Annotated in this window: 21 protein-coding genes and 2 pseudogenes; 21 read left to right on the top strand and 2 right to left on the bottom strand. The window is 43.0% G+C overall.

Annotation, left to right across the window (positions count from 1 at the left end):
* Positions 1-189: 189 nt before the first annotated feature.
* The 13 genes and pseudogenes from spo0A to FPZ45_RS02540 all read left to right on the top strand — a co-directional run bounded on the left by spo0A (position 190) and on the right by FPZ45_RS02540 (position 8,037).
* Positions 190-996 (top strand): sporulation transcription factor Spo0A, encoded by an 807-nt coding sequence (gene spo0A, locus FPZ45_RS02485; RefSeq protein ID WP_144698014.1) that lies wholly within the window; start codon positions 190-192, stop codon positions 994-996.
* Positions 997-1,999: 1,003 nt separating this feature from the next.
* Complete coding sequence (locus FPZ45_RS02490) at positions 2,000-2,233, top strand: hypothetical protein (RefSeq protein WP_144698016.1); 234 nt, start codon at positions 2,000-2,002, stop codon at positions 2,231-2,233.
* Positions 2,234-2,263: 30 nt separating this feature from the next.
* A complete protein-coding gene (locus FPZ45_RS02495) occupies positions 2,264-2,542 on the top strand; it encodes a hypothetical protein (protein ID WP_144698018.1) in 279 nt (92 codons plus the stop codon).
* Between the two features lie 62 nt (positions 2,543-2,604).
* Positions 2,605-2,745: a hypothetical protein gene (locus tag FPZ45_RS25180; protein ID WP_186438188.1), complete on the top strand. Its 141-nt coding sequence runs from the start codon at positions 2,605-2,607 to the stop codon at positions 2,743-2,745.
* A gap of 33 nt (positions 2,746-2,778) precedes the next feature.
* Entirely contained in the window at positions 2,779-2,988 is a 210-nt protein-coding gene (locus FPZ45_RS02500) for a hypothetical protein (protein ID WP_144698020.1), read from the top strand.
* 27 nt (positions 2,989-3,015) lie between these two features.
* Complete coding sequence (locus FPZ45_RS02505; RefSeq protein ID WP_144698022.1) at positions 3,016-3,471, top strand: hypothetical protein; 456 nt, start codon at positions 3,016-3,018, stop codon at positions 3,469-3,471.
* A 395-nt stretch (positions 3,472-3,866) separates the two neighbouring features.
* The gene (locus FPZ45_RS02510; protein WP_246120291.1) at positions 3,867-4,229 is read left to right on the top strand and encodes a hypothetical protein; all 363 of its coding nucleotides are present in this window, start codon (positions 3,867-3,869) and stop codon (positions 4,227-4,229) included.
* A 30-nt stretch (positions 4,230-4,259) separates the two neighbouring features.
* A complete protein-coding gene (locus tag FPZ45_RS25185) occupies positions 4,260-4,397 on the top strand; it encodes a hypothetical protein (protein WP_186438189.1) in 138 nt (45 codons plus the stop codon).
* Between the two features lie 75 nt (positions 4,398-4,472).
* Positions 4,473-4,679, top strand: a pseudogene (locus tag FPZ45_RS02515) (hypothetical protein); the annotation flags it as partial.
* 670 nt (positions 4,680-5,349) lie between these two features.
* A complete protein-coding gene (locus FPZ45_RS02520) occupies positions 5,350-5,730 on the top strand; it encodes a hypothetical protein (RefSeq protein WP_144698027.1) in 381 nt (126 codons plus the stop codon).
* 41 nt (positions 5,731-5,771) lie between these two features.
* Positions 5,772-6,593: a hypothetical protein gene (locus FPZ45_RS02525; protein ID WP_144698029.1), complete on the top strand. Its 822-nt coding sequence runs from the start codon at positions 5,772-5,774 to the stop codon at positions 6,591-6,593.
* A gap of 299 nt (positions 6,594-6,892) precedes the next feature.
* A pseudogene (locus FPZ45_RS25985) lies at positions 6,893-7,003 on the top strand (sporulation initiation factor Spo0A C-terminal domain-containing protein); the annotation flags it as partial.
* A 440-nt stretch (positions 7,004-7,443) separates the two neighbouring features.
* Entirely contained in the window at positions 7,444-8,037 is a 594-nt protein-coding gene (locus tag FPZ45_RS02540; RefSeq protein WP_144698031.1) for a YdeI/OmpD-associated family protein, read from the top strand.
* 16 nt (positions 8,038-8,053) lie between these two features.
* On the opposite strand, the gene FPZ45_RS02545 is transcribed toward FPZ45_RS02540, so the two are convergent.
* Positions 8,054-9,100: an ACT domain-containing protein gene (locus tag FPZ45_RS02545; RefSeq protein ID WP_144698033.1), complete on the bottom strand. Its 1,047-nt coding sequence runs from the start codon at positions 9,098-9,100 to the stop codon at positions 8,054-8,056.
* Between the two features lie 387 nt (positions 9,101-9,487).
* Here FPZ45_RS02545 and FPZ45_RS02550 point away from each other — a divergent pair, with 387 nt between their 5' ends.
* The 7 genes from FPZ45_RS02550 to FPZ45_RS02580 all read left to right on the top strand — a co-directional run bounded on the left by FPZ45_RS02550 (position 9,488) and on the right by FPZ45_RS02580 (position 16,120).
* Positions 9,488-9,724, top strand: a complete 237-nt coding sequence (locus FPZ45_RS02550) for a hypothetical protein (RefSeq protein WP_144698035.1) — start codon at positions 9,488-9,490, stop codon at positions 9,722-9,724.
* Between the two features lie 179 nt (positions 9,725-9,903).
* Positions 9,904-11,592, top strand: a complete 1,689-nt coding sequence (locus tag FPZ45_RS02555; RefSeq protein WP_144698387.1) for an alpha-keto acid decarboxylase family protein — start codon at positions 9,904-9,906, stop codon at positions 11,590-11,592.
* A 142-nt stretch (positions 11,593-11,734) separates the two neighbouring features.
* Positions 11,735-12,868 (top strand): peptidylprolyl isomerase, encoded by a 1,134-nt coding sequence (locus FPZ45_RS02560; RefSeq protein ID WP_144698037.1) that lies wholly within the window; start codon positions 11,735-11,737, stop codon positions 12,866-12,868.
* Positions 12,869-13,098: 230 nt separating this feature from the next.
* Positions 13,099-13,797: a response regulator transcription factor gene (locus FPZ45_RS02565; protein WP_144698039.1), complete on the top strand. Its 699-nt coding sequence runs from the start codon at positions 13,099-13,101 to the stop codon at positions 13,795-13,797.
* The gene (locus FPZ45_RS02570; RefSeq protein WP_144698041.1) at positions 13,787-14,902 is read left to right on the top strand and encodes a sensor histidine kinase; all 1,116 of its coding nucleotides are present in this window, start codon (positions 13,787-13,789) and stop codon (positions 14,900-14,902) included. Before FPZ45_RS02565 ends, FPZ45_RS02570 begins: the two co-directional genes overlap by 11 nt.
* 94 nt (positions 14,903-14,996) lie before the next feature.
* Positions 14,997-15,884: a D-alanyl-D-alanine carboxypeptidase family protein gene (locus FPZ45_RS02575; protein WP_144698043.1), complete on the top strand. Its 888-nt coding sequence runs from the start codon at positions 14,997-14,999 to the stop codon at positions 15,882-15,884.
* Entirely contained in the window at positions 15,881-16,120 is a 240-nt protein-coding gene (locus tag FPZ45_RS02580; RefSeq protein WP_144698045.1) for a hypothetical protein, read from the top strand. The genes FPZ45_RS02575 and FPZ45_RS02580 overlap by 4 nt, the downstream gene beginning before the upstream one ends.
* 42 nt (positions 16,121-16,162) lie before the next feature.
* Here FPZ45_RS02580 and FPZ45_RS02585 read toward each other — a convergent pair whose 3' ends face one another.
* Complete coding sequence (locus FPZ45_RS02585) at positions 16,163-16,498, bottom strand: DUF2627 domain-containing protein (RefSeq protein ID WP_144698047.1); 336 nt, start codon at positions 16,496-16,498, stop codon at positions 16,163-16,165.
* Between the two features lie 157 nt (positions 16,499-16,655).
* On the opposite strand from FPZ45_RS02585, the gene FPZ45_RS02590 reads away from it, so the two are divergent.
* A complete protein-coding gene (locus FPZ45_RS02590) occupies positions 16,656-18,065 on the top strand; it encodes an MBOAT family O-acyltransferase (protein WP_144698049.1) in 1,410 nt (469 codons plus the stop codon).
* The last annotated feature ends 3 nt before the right edge of the window (positions 18,066-18,068 follow it).

The following is an 18,068-nucleotide window of genomic DNA, read 5'->3' on the forward strand; positions in this document are numbered from 1 at the left end:
GAAACAAATCATGATTTGACGTGTTGTGGCGTAAATTATTTATTATATTCGATTTTCTAAAATAAATAAAGAAAAAAATTAATTTTGGAGAAGGAATACGCCAGGGCCATGTCGAAAATGGATAAACAGAGAAACGGTGAGCGTTTTTCATTAATACATTCTCGCATATGAGAAAGGGAGGACCAGACATTGCCACGTATTGAAGTGTTTTTAGCAGACGACAACCGAGAATTTACGAATTTGTTATCTGAGTACATCCAAGAGCAGGATGATATGACGGTCATCGGAGTCGCGTACAACGGAGAAGAGGTCATCCGTCAGCTAGAAGAAACACAACGAGTGCCGGATGTCATGATCCTTGATATTATTATGCCGCATCTGGACGGTCTTGGCGTCCTGGAAAAACTGCGGGATATGAATCTGTCTCCTATGCCCAAAATCATTATGCTCACGGCTTTCGGACAAGAGAACATTACACAGCGTGCGGTGCAACTAGGCGCGTCTTACTACATACTCAAACCGTTCGATATGGATGTTCTGGCGAACCGAATCCGCCAACTGGCGGGCAACCCGTCTGCTTCCGTCACGTCGTCGGCAATGCCAAGCAGCAACCGTTCGAACGTCGTCCAGATCGGCAAACCGAAAAATCTCGACGCGAATATCACGAGCATCATCCACGAAATCGGCGTACCCGCGCATATTAAAGGGTATCAGTATTTGCGTGAAGCGATTACGATGGTATACAACAACATTGAAATACTCGGCGCGATCACGAAGACGCTGTATCCAGCGATCGCCGAGAAGTTCAAAACGACGCCATCTCGCGTCGAACGCGCCATTCGCCATGCGATTGAAGTCGCCTGGACGCGCGGCAATATCGACTCCATTTCGCATTTGTTCGGTTACACGATCAACATCGCGAAATCGAAGCCAACGAATAGCGAGTTCATTGCGATGGTCGCGGACAAGCTTCGGATTGAGCATAAGGTGAGTTAGGTGGCTTGGTGTAAGGAATAGCGGGTACCAAGGATAATTGCCAAAAGGAAAATTTATCGGTTATCCTTCGCAGGGTTAACAATCACAAAAGGGATTCTCTTTTACGAGAGAGTCCCTTTTGTGTGGAAATAAGAACTAATTCTTGGTAGAGTTATAACTAAGATAGTGGATTAAAACATGCGATAATGAATGTTCCATAAAGCCTTTCAAATATGATTAGATCAATATTAATAAGATAATAAAATGATCGATTTTTATGAAAATCTAATATTAATTGAGGGTTAACATGAGCAACGGTAGCTACTACTTATATGAATGTTCTTGTGGAAGACGGTGGGAAGTAAGGAAAATTCGCGCTATTATGAGGGACAAAGACGATGAACAATGTCACTGTGGAGAAGACATTGTTAGCTGGAATGGTGGCGTGATGTATAGAGTTAAGTTGGTTGAGGACAAGAATAACAAATAAAACAGTGGGTTTCATGAGGTGATTTATGACGGAACTGTTTTCTATTGACAATGTAATCAAAGTGCTCACAACTTTTATCCCATCCTTTTTGGTAGCTGTAATAACCATTTGGATTGCTCGAAAGCAGTTTTATTCGAATAAATGGTGGGAAACAAAAGCTACAAAATACTCAAAGTTGGTAGAAAGCTTACCACATTAATTTACATTCAAGAGCAACATGTAAGGCAGCAGCACGAGCAAACAATAAACTTGAGTGATGAAACGTGGGACAGGCTTCGATTGCAACATTCCACAGCGTATGATGAGGTAAGGAAGTTTGCAGCCTAAGGATCGTTTGTTATTTCAAAGCGAGCTTCTGAATCGTTGGATAAACTGTATGAAACATTAAACGACGATTCTGAATTTCGAGTTAATTGGAACGAAAAGCTACCGATTCATTTAGATGCATATAAGGAAACAAAGGAGACTATCATACGAGAAGGTCATAAAGACCTCAAGATAAAACACTGATAATAAATGGAGGTTGCATTTAAAATGGACTATTTAAGCTATGAAGACCAATTTAAAGAGGTATTGAACCAAGAAGAATTAAGTCGCATTCAAAATCAAGAGATTAGAAAGATTCGAGAAAAATATTGGAGATTACAGCATGAGGCATTCATAAATGAACACGAAATTCCTGATAGCGATTTAGATAATGTAAGTGAAGAATTGGTACGAAGAGAACAAGAGAAATTACAGCGTTTTAAAAGCAACAGCACCGAATAAAAGATTGGTTTCAAGAGGAAGGGTGAATATATGACAGCATCAATCACACTTGCAATATATCTGTTCATTGGGTTGTTATATGCTCATCATAAATACAAAGAATTAGTCAACGAATTTCACGAAGATATTGATGAAAATGATCCGGAGGAAAAAGAGTATTTACAGGCTAGAAATAACCTTTATGATCAATTATATAATCTGCACAACATACTTGGAGAAAAGAGATTAAAGGCAGTGTTATATTTGATGTACATGATATTTTGGTTCCCAATGATTGTTTATATGAAAGTCAATGCGCTAAGACGATAAAAAAATCCATTTGATTGGGAGACGGGCTTAAAGACTCCAAAGTAGAGATGCATGGCACAGTTATGAAAGATGTTTTAAATCAAGGTGGCAATATAAAAATTGCCGGTGTTGTTTGCAGATCTGTATACAATCTCAAAGATGAATTAGAAATTGGTGAAGCTGCTGATGTTAAGAAGGTCATGAATGTACTTGAAGAGCAATAATCCAAAAAATTCTTTTCAAGGAGCGATTAGTTTATGTCTTGGGATGTAATCTACGATAAAGAGAAGCCGTGTCCTTGTGGAGTAGGGACATATCGTGAAGTTTATGAAATGGATGATTGGAATAGGACAAGAGAAAACGTTACAATGAGCTGTCTCGATTGCAGAGAAAAGTATGTAAAGAAATGGTTTTACAAACCGGATGGAGAAGAGTACTGGAGATGGGTTCTTAAAGAGGTAAAATAACGGATTGGTTTCATGGGGGAAAACAAGGTGGAATCGTTGAATGGACTATTCCTAGAAAGAATGAAAACGTTAGTTCATTGCCATACAGGTCTGCCTCTAATAGAACTTGATATTGACTACTATGAGAAGGCCACAATGTTTATGGGTTATAACTTGAAAGAAAAACTCATAGCATATAATTTACCAATGTATGAACCTAATAAGAGTCAAATTCCTGAATTGGCACATCTTTCATTAGAGGAGTTCTTTGAAATAGCAGTTTATCACGAAATAGGACACCATCTTGATTACATTGCAAACCCGAACAGGAAGTTATATAGAGAAATACTTGTTGAAGATGCGACAATTGAATTCATTCTTGAGGGTGAAATGAATGCTTATAGGTATGCCAGAGATCTTGTGCCAGGCCATCTGATTAGTTATTACGATATTTTGAACCAATTCAATATAGAAAAGTACAATAAAATAGCAAATGAACCCTGAATAATGGGTGTTGGACATTGTTCAGATTTAATATACATGTTGAACGCGTTATTAGACACATTGAAATGAAATCCATTATCCAAACCACACAGGAGGCGTTGATCTAATGGGCGATGACATTTACTATGAAGCTCATTTAGAGAATCTAAAACGTGAGTTGGGAGAGAGCAGTTGTTTAATATAGACGCAGTTTCCATGAAGAAAGTACTGAGGGTTTAGAATCCGATAAAATAGTACTTCATGAGGAGGAAAGTTCTATTACTCAACAGCAGCTAATAATCCACATAGATTGGGATGGCCCATACTCATTAGATCAGATCAATAGCCTTACAGATAATAAAACAGAGAAAGGTGTATATCAAGTATATGGCACCCATCCAGTTTACGGCAAGGATGTGCTGCTTTATATTGGTAAAACAGGAGGTCAAACATTTGGTAAAAGAATTCTTCAAGAGAAGTGGGATAATACAAATAATTATGGAGACATAAAAATTCATGTAGGAAGATTGGCCGGAAGTGTTACGCCATCAAATGACATTTGGTTACAAGAAATAGACTTGGCAGAAAGACTTTTGATTTATGCCCACAAACCTGCATTTAATTCTATGAGTCTTCAAACTGTTCCCCATCATGATTTATGCAATGTTCATATTCTTAACTGGGGCTTATTTAATCAATTAATGCCTGAGGTGTCTGGATTGCGTTGGACTAATATATTGGATAGTATGCCGAATTATGAGGTTTACGGTGAGCATTAAATAGTTGTTTCAATGGAAGGGGAATATTTGATGAATGAAGAAGCAAAAGGAATTTTGATTAGAATTCTTCAGGAGTTGGTATCAAAAGTTGAGAAACTTGGAGACGGTCACGAGGAGACTTGGCTAAGAAATGAAATTACTGACCTTGAGCAGATGCTAGACGAATGACTTTAAAAATTTTCATTTCAAAGGGATATGTTTTTACTGAGCTTTTATGAAGATATGGCAGTTGGTTCCCAATACGGTGGAGCCAATATAAACAAGTTCTTGGCTTATCTTGCTCTTACTCAATCTGCGAGTGAACCATATGATATCGATCTAGATAGATGCATTGTTGTTGATGACTTTGAAACAATGGTAAATGGCGAAGTTGATTTCATTGATCTCGATACATATGAGATTGAAAGAAAGTATATGGATATTCCTATTAATCATACTGTTGGCTGTGGTACACGAATGAAGTTAGAGCAGAGATGGCCAAATCTAAGATAGGGTCAAAACATCCAATGTCTAGGTTAACGGAAGACGATATCAAGGCAATCCGTCAGCGTTTTGAAGATTGGGAAGAAAGAAGAAAAGATTTTGTGGAGATGATTGCAAATAAGTATGGCATTAGTTTGGGATGTGTGAACAGTATTATCTACGGGTATTCCTGGCAGCACGTTGTTTAGTCTGATGGTGGATTCGTGAGTTTTTGCATGGTTTCTTTTGAGTAGTATTTCTCGCCATCTATGATGATTGTAGGTAAACCGTCGATTACGGTTTCTTTTTTATCTGTGGCAAACTATTCATTTCGACTTTTCCAATCATCTGTTTTTTCCCATTCGCGGATTGCTGAGGCGGTCATGTACTTTTCACCACATTATTGCAAACCATGATACGCTCATTCTTTTCTGTCGTTACATTTTCGTATTCTTCATTACCTCATTTAATGCAAGGGAAATCAATGCTCATTTTGTTGATCATCCTCCATGTTTTTTTGATGGATTTATTATGAATTTGCCACATTTAGAGTGAATTGATAATCCTCTAGACCTAGTTTGTCGTTAATGATACTATTATGGAAAATGGTGGATTAATGTTTGAGAATTATTTATTGATCTCATTCGAGGAGGAAATTATGAATTTCACACCAAGCAAAAAATTACTTGATTTGTCTAATGATTATGGTTCAAAACTTTCTAATAAACGTCTAATTGGAATATTTCTTACTGCACTCATTTTATTTCTCCCGAGACTCGTAAATTATAATATATTTGTTTCGATACTTGCATTTTTTGCAATTGTTCCGTTTTGGATCTATTATTTCAACTGGAAAAGTGCAGAGTCAAAAAAAATAAAAGAAATTCATGAAGCTGAATATGAAATTTCGAGAATCATTATTGAAATAGATAAAATTGATAAGCTAAAAAATAGTGGCTTAATGTCGGGAGAAGATTACCTTCAGAAGAAAGATGAGTATCAGAGAATGTATGATAAATATAAAGGCTTTATTGAATAGATTACAATTATTTTGTTGTCTTTCATCACGGGGTGATGGTTATGGAGATTGATGATCTAAGGAAGCTTATCAGAGAGCTAGCAATAAGTATTGGTAAAACTTATGAACCACTCTTTGCTGCAGTAAAACAGGTAACTGATGAATATAGTGAATCTGCAAGAAAAATAGGATTAGAAGTTGCATTCATAGGCGAACAGATTAGCAAATCACTTGCACCTTTAGTAGTAGATACCACTTGGATTGAAGAAGCTATTCCAAGGCTTGAGAATAGCCTTCAAAAATATAAGTTAATATTAATTGACTTAGAATTTCCTCCTTATTACGGTTTTGACTTCAATCAAATTAATAGTTTGGTTGAAGTATATGAACAAAAAGGGAAAGGGGAAGCCAAGAAATATTTAAATGACTTAATCGGTAAAGAATTTAATAGAAATCAAATCAATATTATGTTCGCCAACTGGAAAAGAAGTACTTATATCAATAAGAGTCGTTCAAAAATCCTTGATGAAATACATTTTGCACATACAAGCAGAAAGTATTTCTTATCAGTTGCAACAATCATTCCACAGATTGAAGGAGTTCTTATTAGAGGTAAGAAGCATAAAGGGAGAGTTAACCAGAAGGACATCTTAAAACTTGTAAAAGGACTAATTGATAAAGGTAAATTTAGTATTGATAAAGTACTTGATATTTATTTCGAAACTATTCTATATACGGGTTTCACATTAAATAAGAAAAGGGCAAGTAGTTTATCTAGAAACGCCATTTTACATGGAATAGATATCAAATATGGAAACAGAATAAACTCAATTAAGTGTATGATTTTATTTGACTATCTGCTTAATAAATTAGATGAACAATGACATCATATCATCCTTCGGGGTGTCTTTTTTGTTTTGCCATTAACCTAGGAGATGTAGCGGATTGAATAAAGCCGTCCTGTGTACACTCTCCGATTAGGCGCGGATTGAAGCTTTAAGACATCCTCGTCAGTAAATACCTCAAAAGTTTCTTTCTCTTCTATTTGATATTCAATCGAATCTTTTGGAAGTTCCGATAAAAACGCAGAATCTTTTTCGCAATTGCAACGATTTCTTATTCCGATAAAGATATCGTTTGAATATTAGTGAAAACCCTCAAAACCCTTGATGCGTAAGGCTTCGGCAATATCGACTCTATTTCGCATTTGTTCGGCTACACGATCAACATCGCTAAATCGAAGCCGACGAATAGCGAGTTCATCGCGATGGTCGCGGACAAGCTAAGGATTTAGCATAAGGTGAGTTAGGCGGCTTGGCGTATAGAAAATCTATTAAAAGAATGAAGTTTATAATAAAAATGGCGACCAAATTGGCCGCCATTTTTCATTTCAAGTTGAATAACTTTATTCAGCTAAAGGTAGGTAAACGCAACTAAAATATGTTAGATATAGTATAGTTATATATCGTCTGCAACGAAAAGAGGAATTCACCAATGCCTAAAAACCTAAAAACAAAGGTCTTTGTCTTGCTAATAACAATAGCATGTCTCGTCCCGTTTTTTTTGTTATGGTTGTATTTCTCAATTATGAAAGGATTGTAGTGAAAGAGAATCATCCTATTCAAAACATTATTACAGGCTTTCTTTATTACGATATTGTTTTTGGTTATTGATTTTATTAGAAATAAGAAGCGGAAACTGAGATAGAATTTTTAAATTTGGGGGAGTTCCTTAATGACGAACAGTAAATTGAATCCCAAGGTTGATGGGTTTCTAAGAAAAGCTAAAAAGTGGAAGGAAGAATATGAGAAATTAAGAAGTATCGTTCTTGACTGCGAGCTGACCGAGGATTTTAAGTGGATGCATCCATGTTACACGTATCAGAACAAAAACATCGTTATCATTCATGGATTTAAAGAATATTGCGCGCTACTGTTTCACAAAGGTGCTTTATTGCCCGATCCTTATGGCATTCTAATCCAACAAACGGAGAATGTGCAGGCGGCGCGTCAGATTCGGTTCACCAATGTTCAAGAAATAGTCGAGATGGAATCCATATTGAAAGCCTATATTCGCGAAGCCATTGAAGTCGAAAAAGCCGGTTTAGAAGTGGAATTTAAGAAGAGCGAAGAATTCAAGGTTCCCGAGGAATTTCAAAATAAATTAGATGAAAACCCTGCCTTGAAAGCTGCTTTCGAAACATTGACGCCGGGGCGGCAAAGAGCATACCTGCTTTATTTCGCTCAACCCAAACAATCCAAAACTCGAGAGTCAAGGGTCGAGAAATATATGCAGCAAATCCTCGATGGAAAGGGCTTGAACGATTAACTTTTAGTTTTGATTTTTAAATTTTAATGAAGTACAAGTCGTTATCCTTGATTATCAAATCATTCTTCAACATTCTTGATAAGGCTTCATCAACATCATCGTGAGTAACATCGCCGTGATCGAGCCAAAAGGAAAGGGTGTCGTTTGGACCCGACATATCGAACTGGCCGTTAGATATTAGTTGTTGTAATATTTGGCCTTCAATCGTATTCTTGGGAGCCGTGAAGGCCTTTTTGATCGTCAGATGCTCTCCCCTAGGTTCTACTAATAAAAATAACGTGGTCAGATAACTGCGGGATGGGTCATAATCGATATCCTGCGTGAAGAACATTTCGTCGTTGCCGTCGTTATCATAATCCATAATGCCGAATCGTTCGATACGATTCGTACGGAATGGATGATTATCGGTCAATAATTTCTTCGCTTCCTTAGGATCGGAAACGATTAATTGCACGATTTTACTATATTCAATAAAATCCTTCGGTTTATATTGCTCGTAATGAATGGTTTCAGACAAGCTATACTTCGGGATGTTGATTTGCACAAAATGATGATCAAACGTTGAATAGATTCTTCCGTTTTCGTTTTCGAGCAGAAGCTCATTATCGTTCCATATCTCAATGATTTGGTTATCTTTGTATGTAAACAAATGAACTTGATAATAACTGTCGGTCCGGCCGACGCTCGCATATCCTGCATATACGGCTATATAATTGTTCCCGTTGGAATTTTCAATAATTTGAATAGTCGGCTTAGATGCATAGGCGTAAATATCCCAATAAAGAAAGTCATCAGGTAATTCTACGATGTGATCGTCAACGACTAACTCTAATTTGTGTTCGTCATCTTCACCACTTGGGAGATAATACAAAGCGATATGATTATTTTGTATTCCGTCTAAGGGATAATCTATTTCGTGAAGCATTAATCGGATATCAGTCGGGTTGTTAGAATTCGAATCTTCAGTTAATTTCGGAGGACTTATTTCTTTCCGGTCATGATTATTGCTGCAGCCAACAAGGAATAACGCAATTAGCAAATAAACGATTAGTTTTGTACGCAAATAATCCTCCTCCTATTCTTCATTTCTATTCATTAGACGGTTTTAAACTTATATTTGATGCAACATTAGCTACGCTAACGGTCACACGGGAGGCTAATATGCCGAAAACAGCTGATTTTGTTATTTAACGGTCGTTACAGCGCTTAATCGCTCTGAAAACCGCCAAAAGCGAGCATGATCACAAAATAACTGCGATAGTGTCCGTTAGAATCCAAATGGATAAATTTGCTCCCATTAGCGGCGTCCATGTCCGTTATTTATGAGTACCTAACGACACTTTTTGCAATATTTTTTCTAAGATACCCCCTCAAAACCCGAAGCACTCACGAATAGTTATAATTAACCAATATATTAGCGAGATGCTCAAAAAGAAAGAGGTTTGGGTATATGGTCAGTTCAGCGAAAAAGGTACGTTATATAAACGAGAAAGAAAACTTCAATTTAATGGCTGCATACCAGCTAAGAATTGCCGAGAATGAGCAGTTGCTTCAGGAAATCCATAGATTAAACGCCAAGCTCCAACAGACAAGCACGGAACTCGAGCAAGCTCAAGACGAAGCGAACAATTACCGCGAAATGTATCTTGCGATTCGTCAGGGTCATTATTTGCTTGTTCCGAAATGAGGTTGTTTAACGTACGAAAAGCCGTTTCTTCGAAGAAGGACGGTTTTTTGTTTTGAAGACGCAGGGAATGCAAAGAAGCTAATCTGGGAAATTTAGAGTGGATGATACAGGTTTAATGAACGTAATAAAAGGAGGAAGGTAAATCTTTGACATTGCTGACCAATCAGAAGGATCGGAAGATGACGTCGACACCGACGCCCGCTTCTTCACCTACGTTGGGACAATATTTATTCGATTGCTTGAAAGCGGAAGGCATAAGTGAAATATTCGGCATACCGGGGGATTACAACTTTAGCCTGTTGGATACGTTGGAACGATACGAGGGAATCCGTTTCGTTAACGGACGGAACGAGCTGGGAGCGGGATATGCCGCCGACGGCTACGCAAGACTCCAGGGTATGTCCGCGCTTATTACGACTTTCGGAGTCGGCGAGATGAGCGCGTGCAATACCATCGCTGGCGCGAATAGCGAATATGTGCCGCTCGTGCACATCGTTGGCGCACCGAAATCGACGGATCAACAGGCACATAAGCTTATGCATCACACGCTGCTGAACGGCGATTTTGATGTGTTCCGCAAGATGTATACGCATCTATGCGCATATACGGCGATCTTGACTCCGGAGAATGCCGAAATGGAAATCCCGACGGCGATTCGCTTAGCCAAGCAAAAACGCAAGCCAGTATATCTGATGGTTGCGATCGACCTGGTTACCAAACCGATCGTCAGATGCGCGACCCCGTTGGAGACACCATGCGGGACAAGCAAATCCGCCCTTGAGGCGGCTCTTCAACATATTCGTGGACTGCTTGCCGGATCGAATCATGCGGTGCTTTTGTCGGATATGCTGACGCTTCGTTATGGGCTCCGAGATGCTGTTCACCAATTAGCGCTGCGCTTGAACTTGCCGGCTGCCTCGCTTCTTCTAGGTAAAAGCAGCTTTGACGAACGACATCCAAATTACATCGGAGTATACGGCGGCGCGTTCGGCAGCGAGCAAGTTAGAAACATCGTGGAAAGCGCGGATTGCGTTATTGCGGTGGGGATGATCTGGACGGACATCAATTCCGCGAACGAAACGGCGAAGCTTGACCGTCTTCGCCTTGTCGATATTCAGCCGGAATTCGTCAAGGTTGGCGAAACGAAGTACGAAAATGTCATGGCGGCGGATCTGATAGCTGCATTAAATGCATCCGGTTGGGCTCGAAGTGGAGCGATTCCGCAAATTTCTCACCCTTACGACTCTCTAACTGGAGAGCTGGATCATCCGATCCGCGCGGCATCGTATTACCCGCGGTTTCAGCGCATGCTGAAGGACAAAGATATCGTCGTGGTCGAGACCGGAACGCTGGCGTATGGCATGTCTCAGATGCACTTGCCGGCGGGAGCCGACTATATTTCCCAACAAGGCTGGCAAAGCATCGGTTATGCTACCCCGGCCGCTCTAGGGGCTTGCATCGCTGCTCCGGAGAGGCGCGTGGTGCTGTTTACGGGAGACGGTTCTCTCCAACTGACGGTGCAAGAGATCAGCACGATGCTGAATAACGGCTGCCGACCGATCGTGTTTATCCTGAATAATAGGGGATACACGATCGAGAAGTATTTGAACGTCAAAACGTCCGATCAGCAATACAATCAGATTCCCGATTGGCAGTATACGCGGTTAGCCGAAGCGTTCGGCGGGCAGGCGTTCACGGCACGGGTACGCACGAACCGGGAACTCGATGAAGCGATAGCCGCGGCGGAACAAGCACAAATAAGCCGGTTGTGCATCATCGAGCTGATCGTTACGGATCCACTGGATGCGCCGGAATATTTGCTCCGGCTTCGCAAGCATTTGGAAGAACAGGAACGATTGCAGGGATAACCAAGCTTCCTCCAGAAGACGCGCTCCATCGGAGTGCGTCTTTCATATTCTCCCAAAAAATTTAGGAGCCTTTAAGGTTTAAACTATAATTTCTGTTATAGTTGAGAAATGGTTGTTATTAATTCGAGGGGGAATTACCGGAATGAACGAAAGAAATGAAAATGAATTAAACGATAAGCAAGAGCTTGCAAGTCATGAAGCCGAACAGGAGATTGCTGCGGCATCTGCCGTGGCGGACCCGGCTCCTTTGGCAGCCCCGGAAATAGCGGCTCCCGCTAGAAGTTCCTCGGCGACAGTTGTACCGTGGGTAGTTGCGGTCGTCGCGATCGCGGCGCTCGTCTTCGTACTCATTCGCGGCACTTCCGCCGGCACGGAGAACGAAGCGATTGCGAAGATGGACGGCGTTACGATCAAGAAAAGCGATATTTACGACGAGATCGAAAAACAATTCGGCAAAGAGCAAATGATTTCTTTGATCGACAACGTCGCTCAGACGAGAGCGATCGAAATGGAGTCCAAGAAGGCCGGGGTTACGATTACGGACGAGGACGTAAAAGAAGAAATCGACAATATCATTAAACAATACGGAATGGCTTCCGAGGCGGATTTAACCAATGCGTTGATCCAATCCGGGGCCACGTTGGACGACTTCAAGAATAAGCAGATCATTCCAAACTTGAAAATACTCAAATTGTTCGAGAGCAAGCATCCGGTAACCGACGACGAACTGAAAGCTTATTTCGAGAAAAATAAAGAAACGAAATTCGCAACGACGCCGAAAGAAGTCAAAGCGTCCCATATTCTGCTTCATACGAAGGAAGAGGCCGAAGCCGTGTTGGCCGAGTTGAAAGCCGGCAAAGACTTCGCGACGCTGGCCAAAGAAAAATCGCAAGATCCGGGTTCGAAGGATCAAGGCGGCGATCTCGGATTTTTCGGGCCGGGCGAGATGAACTCCGGATTCGAGACGGCCGCTTTCGCGCTAGCCAAAGGCGAGATGAGCGATGTCGTAGAAGCGGAGAGCGGATTCCACATCATTAAGGTGACCGATATCAAGGAAGCGGTCGTGTCGGAGTACGATGCGGTGAAAAAGGAAGTCAAGCTGGCCTATTATGAAGAAAAGAGAGATACCGAAGGACAAGCATGGTTGAAATCTTTCATGAAGGACAAGAATTATAAGAACTTGCTAGAAGATAAGCCTGAATTGGCTGCTTCCGCGCCGGCAAGTCCGGAGGCTTCTCCATCTGCGTCGGCGGAATCCTCCCCTGCCAAGCAATAATCGAACAGCGAACAGTCAGCTTGTCCGGCGCCATCATGGCTTTCGGACAAGCTGTTTTCATATTGCGGAAAGGTCGAATCTATTTTCATTCATTCCATATACAAACCTTAAGCCTTCCTTAAGAAATGTAAAACCTGCCTTAAGATGCGGACAGAACGTAATCGGATGGGGTATAGTGGGAATGATAGTGCCGAATCTGCACGACGTTTTTAATAAAGGAGTAAGACGTGATGTCCAAATCGATTCTTATCGTCGACGACGATCGCGAGATCGCGAATTTGATCGATATTTATTTGCGCAACGAAGGCTTAGACACCGCTCAGGCGCATGACGGCGAAGAGGCTTTGGCTTTATTAGCAAGCCGGACGTTCCATCTTCTCGTGCTGGACGTGATGATGCCGAAAATGGACGGGATGGAGGTCTGCAGGCGGGTTCGCGAAACCGCGTCCATTCCGATTCTAATGGTCAGCGCCAAGGCGGAGGATATGGACAAAATTCTCGGTTTGATGACGGGTGCGGACGATTATGTAGTGAAGCCGTTTAACCCGTTGGAGCTCGTCGTCCGGGTCAAGACTTTGCTTCGCCGCGCATACCAGTATGTCCAGCCTTCCGCCGCCTCTGCCGAGGATGAAGGCTTGATCCGCATTAACGAGCTGACGATCAATAAATCGACGCATTCCGCCGAAGTGCACGGGCGATCTGTTCACCTCACCTCGACCGAATTCGGTATTTTGCATTTGCTTGCCAGCAATCCTGGCCGGGTGTTTAGCGCGGAGGACATTTTTCAGCAAGTATGGAAGGAAAAATACTTCGAGTCGAACAATACCGTCATGGTGCACATTAGCAAACTCAGGGATAAGCTCGAACAGGAGATGGGCCGCAAGCTCATTACGACTGTCTGGGGGGTAGGCTATAAAATTGAGATCTAGCATCGCTGCGCGCATGGTGTGGAGGCTAGTGTGGCAAATCCTCTTAAGTTCCGTTTTGGCGGTCGTGACCTGTTACATGTCGATTATTATTTTGGAAAGAATGACGCGCGGCAATTACGGACAACGTTCTTTTTTTATCCAATTAAATAGGTTTTTCGGGGAAATGCCGCTTATCTTGTTCGGTTGCTTCGTTCTGTTTATCGTATACATGGTGTTGCTGAATTGGCGGCGCTTTAGCTATTACGATAAGCTGAGCAGGTCCGTCGAGCATATCGCCTTGAAGGGGAATTTTGACGATACGGTGCCCGTAAAACAGAACAACGAGGTGACATTGCTCGCCGAGAACATGAACTTGCTCGTCATCGAACTCAAACGATCGCTTGACGAGGAGAGAAAAGCGGAACAAACGAAAAACGAACTCATTACGAACGTTTCTCACGACCTTCGTACGCCGCTGACGTCAATACTCGGTTATTTGGGACTAATCGAGCAAGATCGCTACCGGGACGAAGTCGAACTGCGTCATTACGTCCAGATCGCGTACGCGAAATCCGAGCGGCTTAACGTTCTGATTCAGGATCTGTTCGAATATACGCGGATGCGGCATGACGTCGTTCCATTAAACAAACAGACGTTTAACCTCGTCGAAATGATGAACCAGCTTATCGTCCATCATCGTCTGTCGCTAGAAAATGCGAAGATGAAGGGCAATTTAATTGCGAACGTGAGCGAATTGCCTATTGAAGGAGATCCAGACAAGCTCGTTCGCGTTTTCGAGAACCTGCTAACCAACGCGATCTCTTACGGATCGACGGGCGGGAAAGTCGATATTTATTTGAACAGGCAGAACAACGCGGCTATTATCGAGGTCGTCAATTACGGAGAAGAAATTCCCGCAGCGGATTTGCCGCACCTGTTCGACCGCTTCTATCGTGTCGACAAATCCAGAACCGAGCATAAGGGCGGCTCGGGATTAGGTTTGGCCATCGCCAAAGGGATCGTAGACAAACACGGAGGAACGATCTCCGCGACGAGCGACGGAAACAGCACCAATTTCCGCGTAAGGCTCCCTCTCTCCGAGCCATCGCCCAAAAGCCCATCTTAAGATAATCTTATGATTTGCTTTTCGTTTGTTTAAATATTTCCCTCTACAATCAATGTCATGAAAGGTTGTACCGTTGATTGGGAGGGAATCGTCGATGAGATTAAAGCGGTTATTGATCGCTGTAGCGATAGTGTTCATCGTGGGTTGGGCCGTGAATGCGAATGGCAAGCTTGGCTTAACGAAACCTAAGGAGCCCGCGTTGGCGGTCGTTTCGGCCGTGATGATGGATGTGGACACAGGAAAATGGCTCTATCGAAGCAACGCCGCCAAACCGTTGCCACCGGCGAGTATGTCGAAGATGATGACGGAAGTGCTCGTTCTAGATAGCGTGAACTCGGGAAATATCGCTTGGAACGATACGACGGCAGCAAGTACGTACGCTTCTAGGGTAGGCGGAGCGAAGATGGGCTTAACGGAGGGACAGATTGTAACCGTCAAGGAGCTATTCGAAGCGATGGCGGTCCATTCCGCCAACGATGCGTCCGTTGCTTTGGCGGAACTGATCGCCGGGACGGAGACGGAATTCGTCAAGCGAATGAACGCCAAAGCCGAGGTTATCGGCTTGTCCAAGGCTTCTCGATTCGCGAACGCAACCGGGCTGTCCAGTAGCGACTTGCGCGATATTAAAACGGCGGCTGCAAAGGGCGAGACGATGATGACGGCAGAGGATGTCGCATTGTTGGCTAAGTATTTGATCGAGACGTATCCCGAGGTACTCCAGACGACGAAAAAAGCCGAGGCCGGTTACGCGAACGTCAAGCTTCAGACGACGAATGAAATGCTCCCGGGACAAAGGTTCGGGACGAGAGGAAACGATGGGCTAAAGACCGGTTATACGGAGAGGGCTGGCTACTGTTTTACGGGAACGACGGTATCCGGTGGTCGACGGTATATTACGGTTGTTATGGGCGCGAGCACGCCTGAAGCACGGTTCGAGGAGACAAAAAAGCTGTTAGCATACGCGGAGGGAAGCTCAACATGAACGATTACGCGAAACGCGTGAGTGCGTTGAAATCCTTCGAAGTGCTTTGTTATTCCTTATGCATTCACTTGCTGACGGAAGAAGTTTTGGCCGTTCACGCTGCCCAGGCAGCCTTGCTCGATCTGTTCGCAGACGAGCAGTTCTGGCGGCTCGAAGACGACGAAAGAACGAAGCGGGTTCGGAGACGAGCGATCGCTAGATCGATGGAACTGCTTTCCCGATCAAAGGAATCGTGAATTTCTAAATCATAAAGGCTCTGCCCCGAACGGGGAAGAGCCTTAACTGTCTGAATGAGCATTCTCGCTTTCCTTGTCGGACGACCGGGAGGGACGAGGGGGACGTGGAACTTTCGGGCGAAATCGAGAGGATAAATAATTATGCTTGCGATCGCGGAAAAAGATCCAACCTCCGATAAATCCGACGCCGGCCAGGAACAAGATTGCTCCGCCGATAAACTTGATCCAAGCAAAATCGGGGGCGTTAATGCTAGCATCGCCGATTTTCGCGAAATAATCGTATAACGAGTCTTTCATAAGCAAGAAACCATAGGCAGCTGCAATGCCGGGAATGACAAGAAGCAGTATGGCGATCAGCCGCTGGATGAGCAGTTTCATGGGGTGCCGAAGCCCTCCTTCCAATTTCTTAATCATAACGATTTTCTGAAGGATTGTCCATGAATGCCAGCAATCGACTGGTGATTTTCCTATGATACGACATGAACCTATGGTATTATGACACAAGAAATATAGAGAAAGAGAGGGATTCGGGAAAGTGGTATTTTCCAGTTTGTTTTTCCTGTATTTGTTCTTACCTATACTGCTTATTGCCTATTTCGTCTTTAAAAATACGACATACCGCAACTGGGTTCTGATCTTGTTTTCGTTCGCCTTCTATGCCTGGGGCGAGCCGGTTTGGATCGTCTTACTGTTAATAGCTTCGATCATCGGATATCTATTCGCGCTGGGGATCGAGAAATATAGAGGAACTTGGCTTGCGAAGGCGCAATACGTGGCCGCGATAGCCGTTAATATCGGGATATTAGGCTTTTTCAAATATGCCGGATTCTTGGTGGATAACGTCAACTCGATTTTGCCGTTTAACATTCCGCATCCGGAAGTAACTTTGCCAATCGGAATTTCTTTCTTCACTTTCGAAATCATTTGTTACCTTACGGACGTCTATAAAGGTACGATCAAAGCGCCGAGATCTCCGAAGAAGCTGCTGCTCTACGTTTCGTTTTTCCCGCATTTGGTGGCAGGGCCGATTATTCGGTATTCGGATATCGAGCAGCAGATTGACAATCCGAAAGTGTCCATGGCGGGCTTCAGCGAAGGGATTACTCGTTTCATGATCGGTCTCGGCAAGAAGGTCATCTTCGCGAACCTACTGGGCGAGGGCGTGTCTCAGATTCTAACGCCAAGCTCCGGATCGGCTTCCGTGCTTGGCATTTGGTTCGGAGTTTGTTTGTTCGCTCTACAAATCTATTTCGATTTCTCCGGTTATTCCGACATGGCGATAGGTTTGGGCAAAATGTTCGGGTTTAACTTGCGTGAAAACTTCAACTATCCTTACGTCTCAAGGTCTGCAGGCGAATTCTGGCGGCGTTGGAACATGTCGCTGGGCGGTTTTTTCCGGGATTACGTCTACATTCCGCTAGGCGGCAACAGAAGATTCTACTTGCGCAATTTGTTCGTCGTATGGTTTCTTACCGGTTTCTGGCACGGCGCGAGCTGGAACTTTATCATTTGGGGACTTTACTTCGGTTTGCTCATCTATCTGGAAAGAGTATTTCTCGGCAAATGGCTGGAGAAAGCGGGAAGATTCGTCTCTCATTTGTACGGTACCATCATGATGCTCATCGGCTGGGTTTGGTTCTATTTCACCGACTTGAAAGAAGCGCTTAAGGCGCTTGCGATCATGTTCGGCCTATACCACAAAGAGTTGTACACGTTGGAACTGGAAATATACTTCAGAGAGAATTTGGTGTTGTTCCTCTTGGGGATTATCGCTTCCACGCCGCTGATGAAATGGATGTTCACGCGTTTGGCAGAATCCAATCCGAAGCTCGGGGCTGGATTGCAGGGCGTAGGGGTGCCAGCCATGAACATTGCCATTCTCGTCGTCGCGACGATCTTGCTGATCGGCAGCACTTATAATCCGTTCCTGTATTACCGGTTCTAACGA

This window comes from Cohnella terricola, from assembly GCF_007786475.1.
In the GTDB taxonomy this organism is placed as follows: domain Bacteria; phylum Bacillota; class Bacilli; order Paenibacillales; family Paenibacillaceae; genus Cohnella; species Cohnella terricola.

Coding starts and splice junctions, on each gene's coding strand:
- FPZ45_RS02490 (WP_144698016.1), top strand. CDS start 2,000: ATGGACTATTTAAGCTATGAAGACCAATTTAAAGAGGTATTGAACCAA.
- FPZ45_RS02495 (WP_144698018.1), top strand. CDS start 2,264: ATGACAGCATCAATCACACTTGCAATATATCTGTTCATTGGGTTGTTA.
- FPZ45_RS25180 (WP_186438188.1), top strand. CDS start 2,605: ATGAAAGATGTTTTAAATCAAGGTGGCAATATAAAAATTGCCGGTGTT.
- FPZ45_RS02500 (WP_144698020.1), top strand. CDS start 2,779: ATGTCTTGGGATGTAATCTACGATAAAGAGAAGCCGTGTCCTTGTGGA.
- FPZ45_RS25185 (WP_186438189.1), top strand. CDS start 4,260: ATGAATGAAGAAGCAAAAGGAATTTTGATTAGAATTCTTCAGGAGTTG.
- FPZ45_RS02520 (WP_144698027.1), top strand. CDS start 5,350: ATGAATTTCACACCAAGCAAAAAATTACTTGATTTGTCTAATGATTAT.
- FPZ45_RS02525 (WP_144698029.1), top strand. CDS start 5,772: ATGGAGATTGATGATCTAAGGAAGCTTATCAGAGAGCTAGCAATAAGT.
- FPZ45_RS02540 (WP_144698031.1), top strand. CDS start 7,444: ATGACGAACAGTAAATTGAATCCCAAGGTTGATGGGTTTCTAAGAAAA.
- FPZ45_RS02550 (WP_144698035.1), top strand. CDS start 9,488: ATGGTCAGTTCAGCGAAAAAGGTACGTTATATAAACGAGAAAGAAAAC.
- FPZ45_RS02555 (WP_144698387.1), top strand. CDS start 9,904: ATGACGTCGACACCGACGCCCGCTTCTTCACCTACGTTGGGACAATAT.
- FPZ45_RS02560 (WP_144698037.1), top strand. CDS start 11,735: ATGAACGAAAGAAATGAAAATGAATTAAACGATAAGCAAGAGCTTGCA.
- FPZ45_RS02565 (WP_144698039.1), top strand. CDS start 13,099: ATGTCCAAATCGATTCTTATCGTCGACGACGATCGCGAGATCGCGAAT.
- FPZ45_RS02575 (WP_144698043.1), top strand. CDS start 14,997: ATGAGATTAAAGCGGTTATTGATCGCTGTAGCGATAGTGTTCATCGTG.
- FPZ45_RS02580 (WP_144698045.1), top strand. CDS start 15,881: ATGAACGATTACGCGAAACGCGTGAGTGCGTTGAAATCCTTCGAAGTG.
- FPZ45_RS02585 (WP_144698047.1), bottom strand. CDS start 16,498: ATGAAACTGCTCATCCAGCGGCTGATCGCCATACTGCTTCTTGTCATT.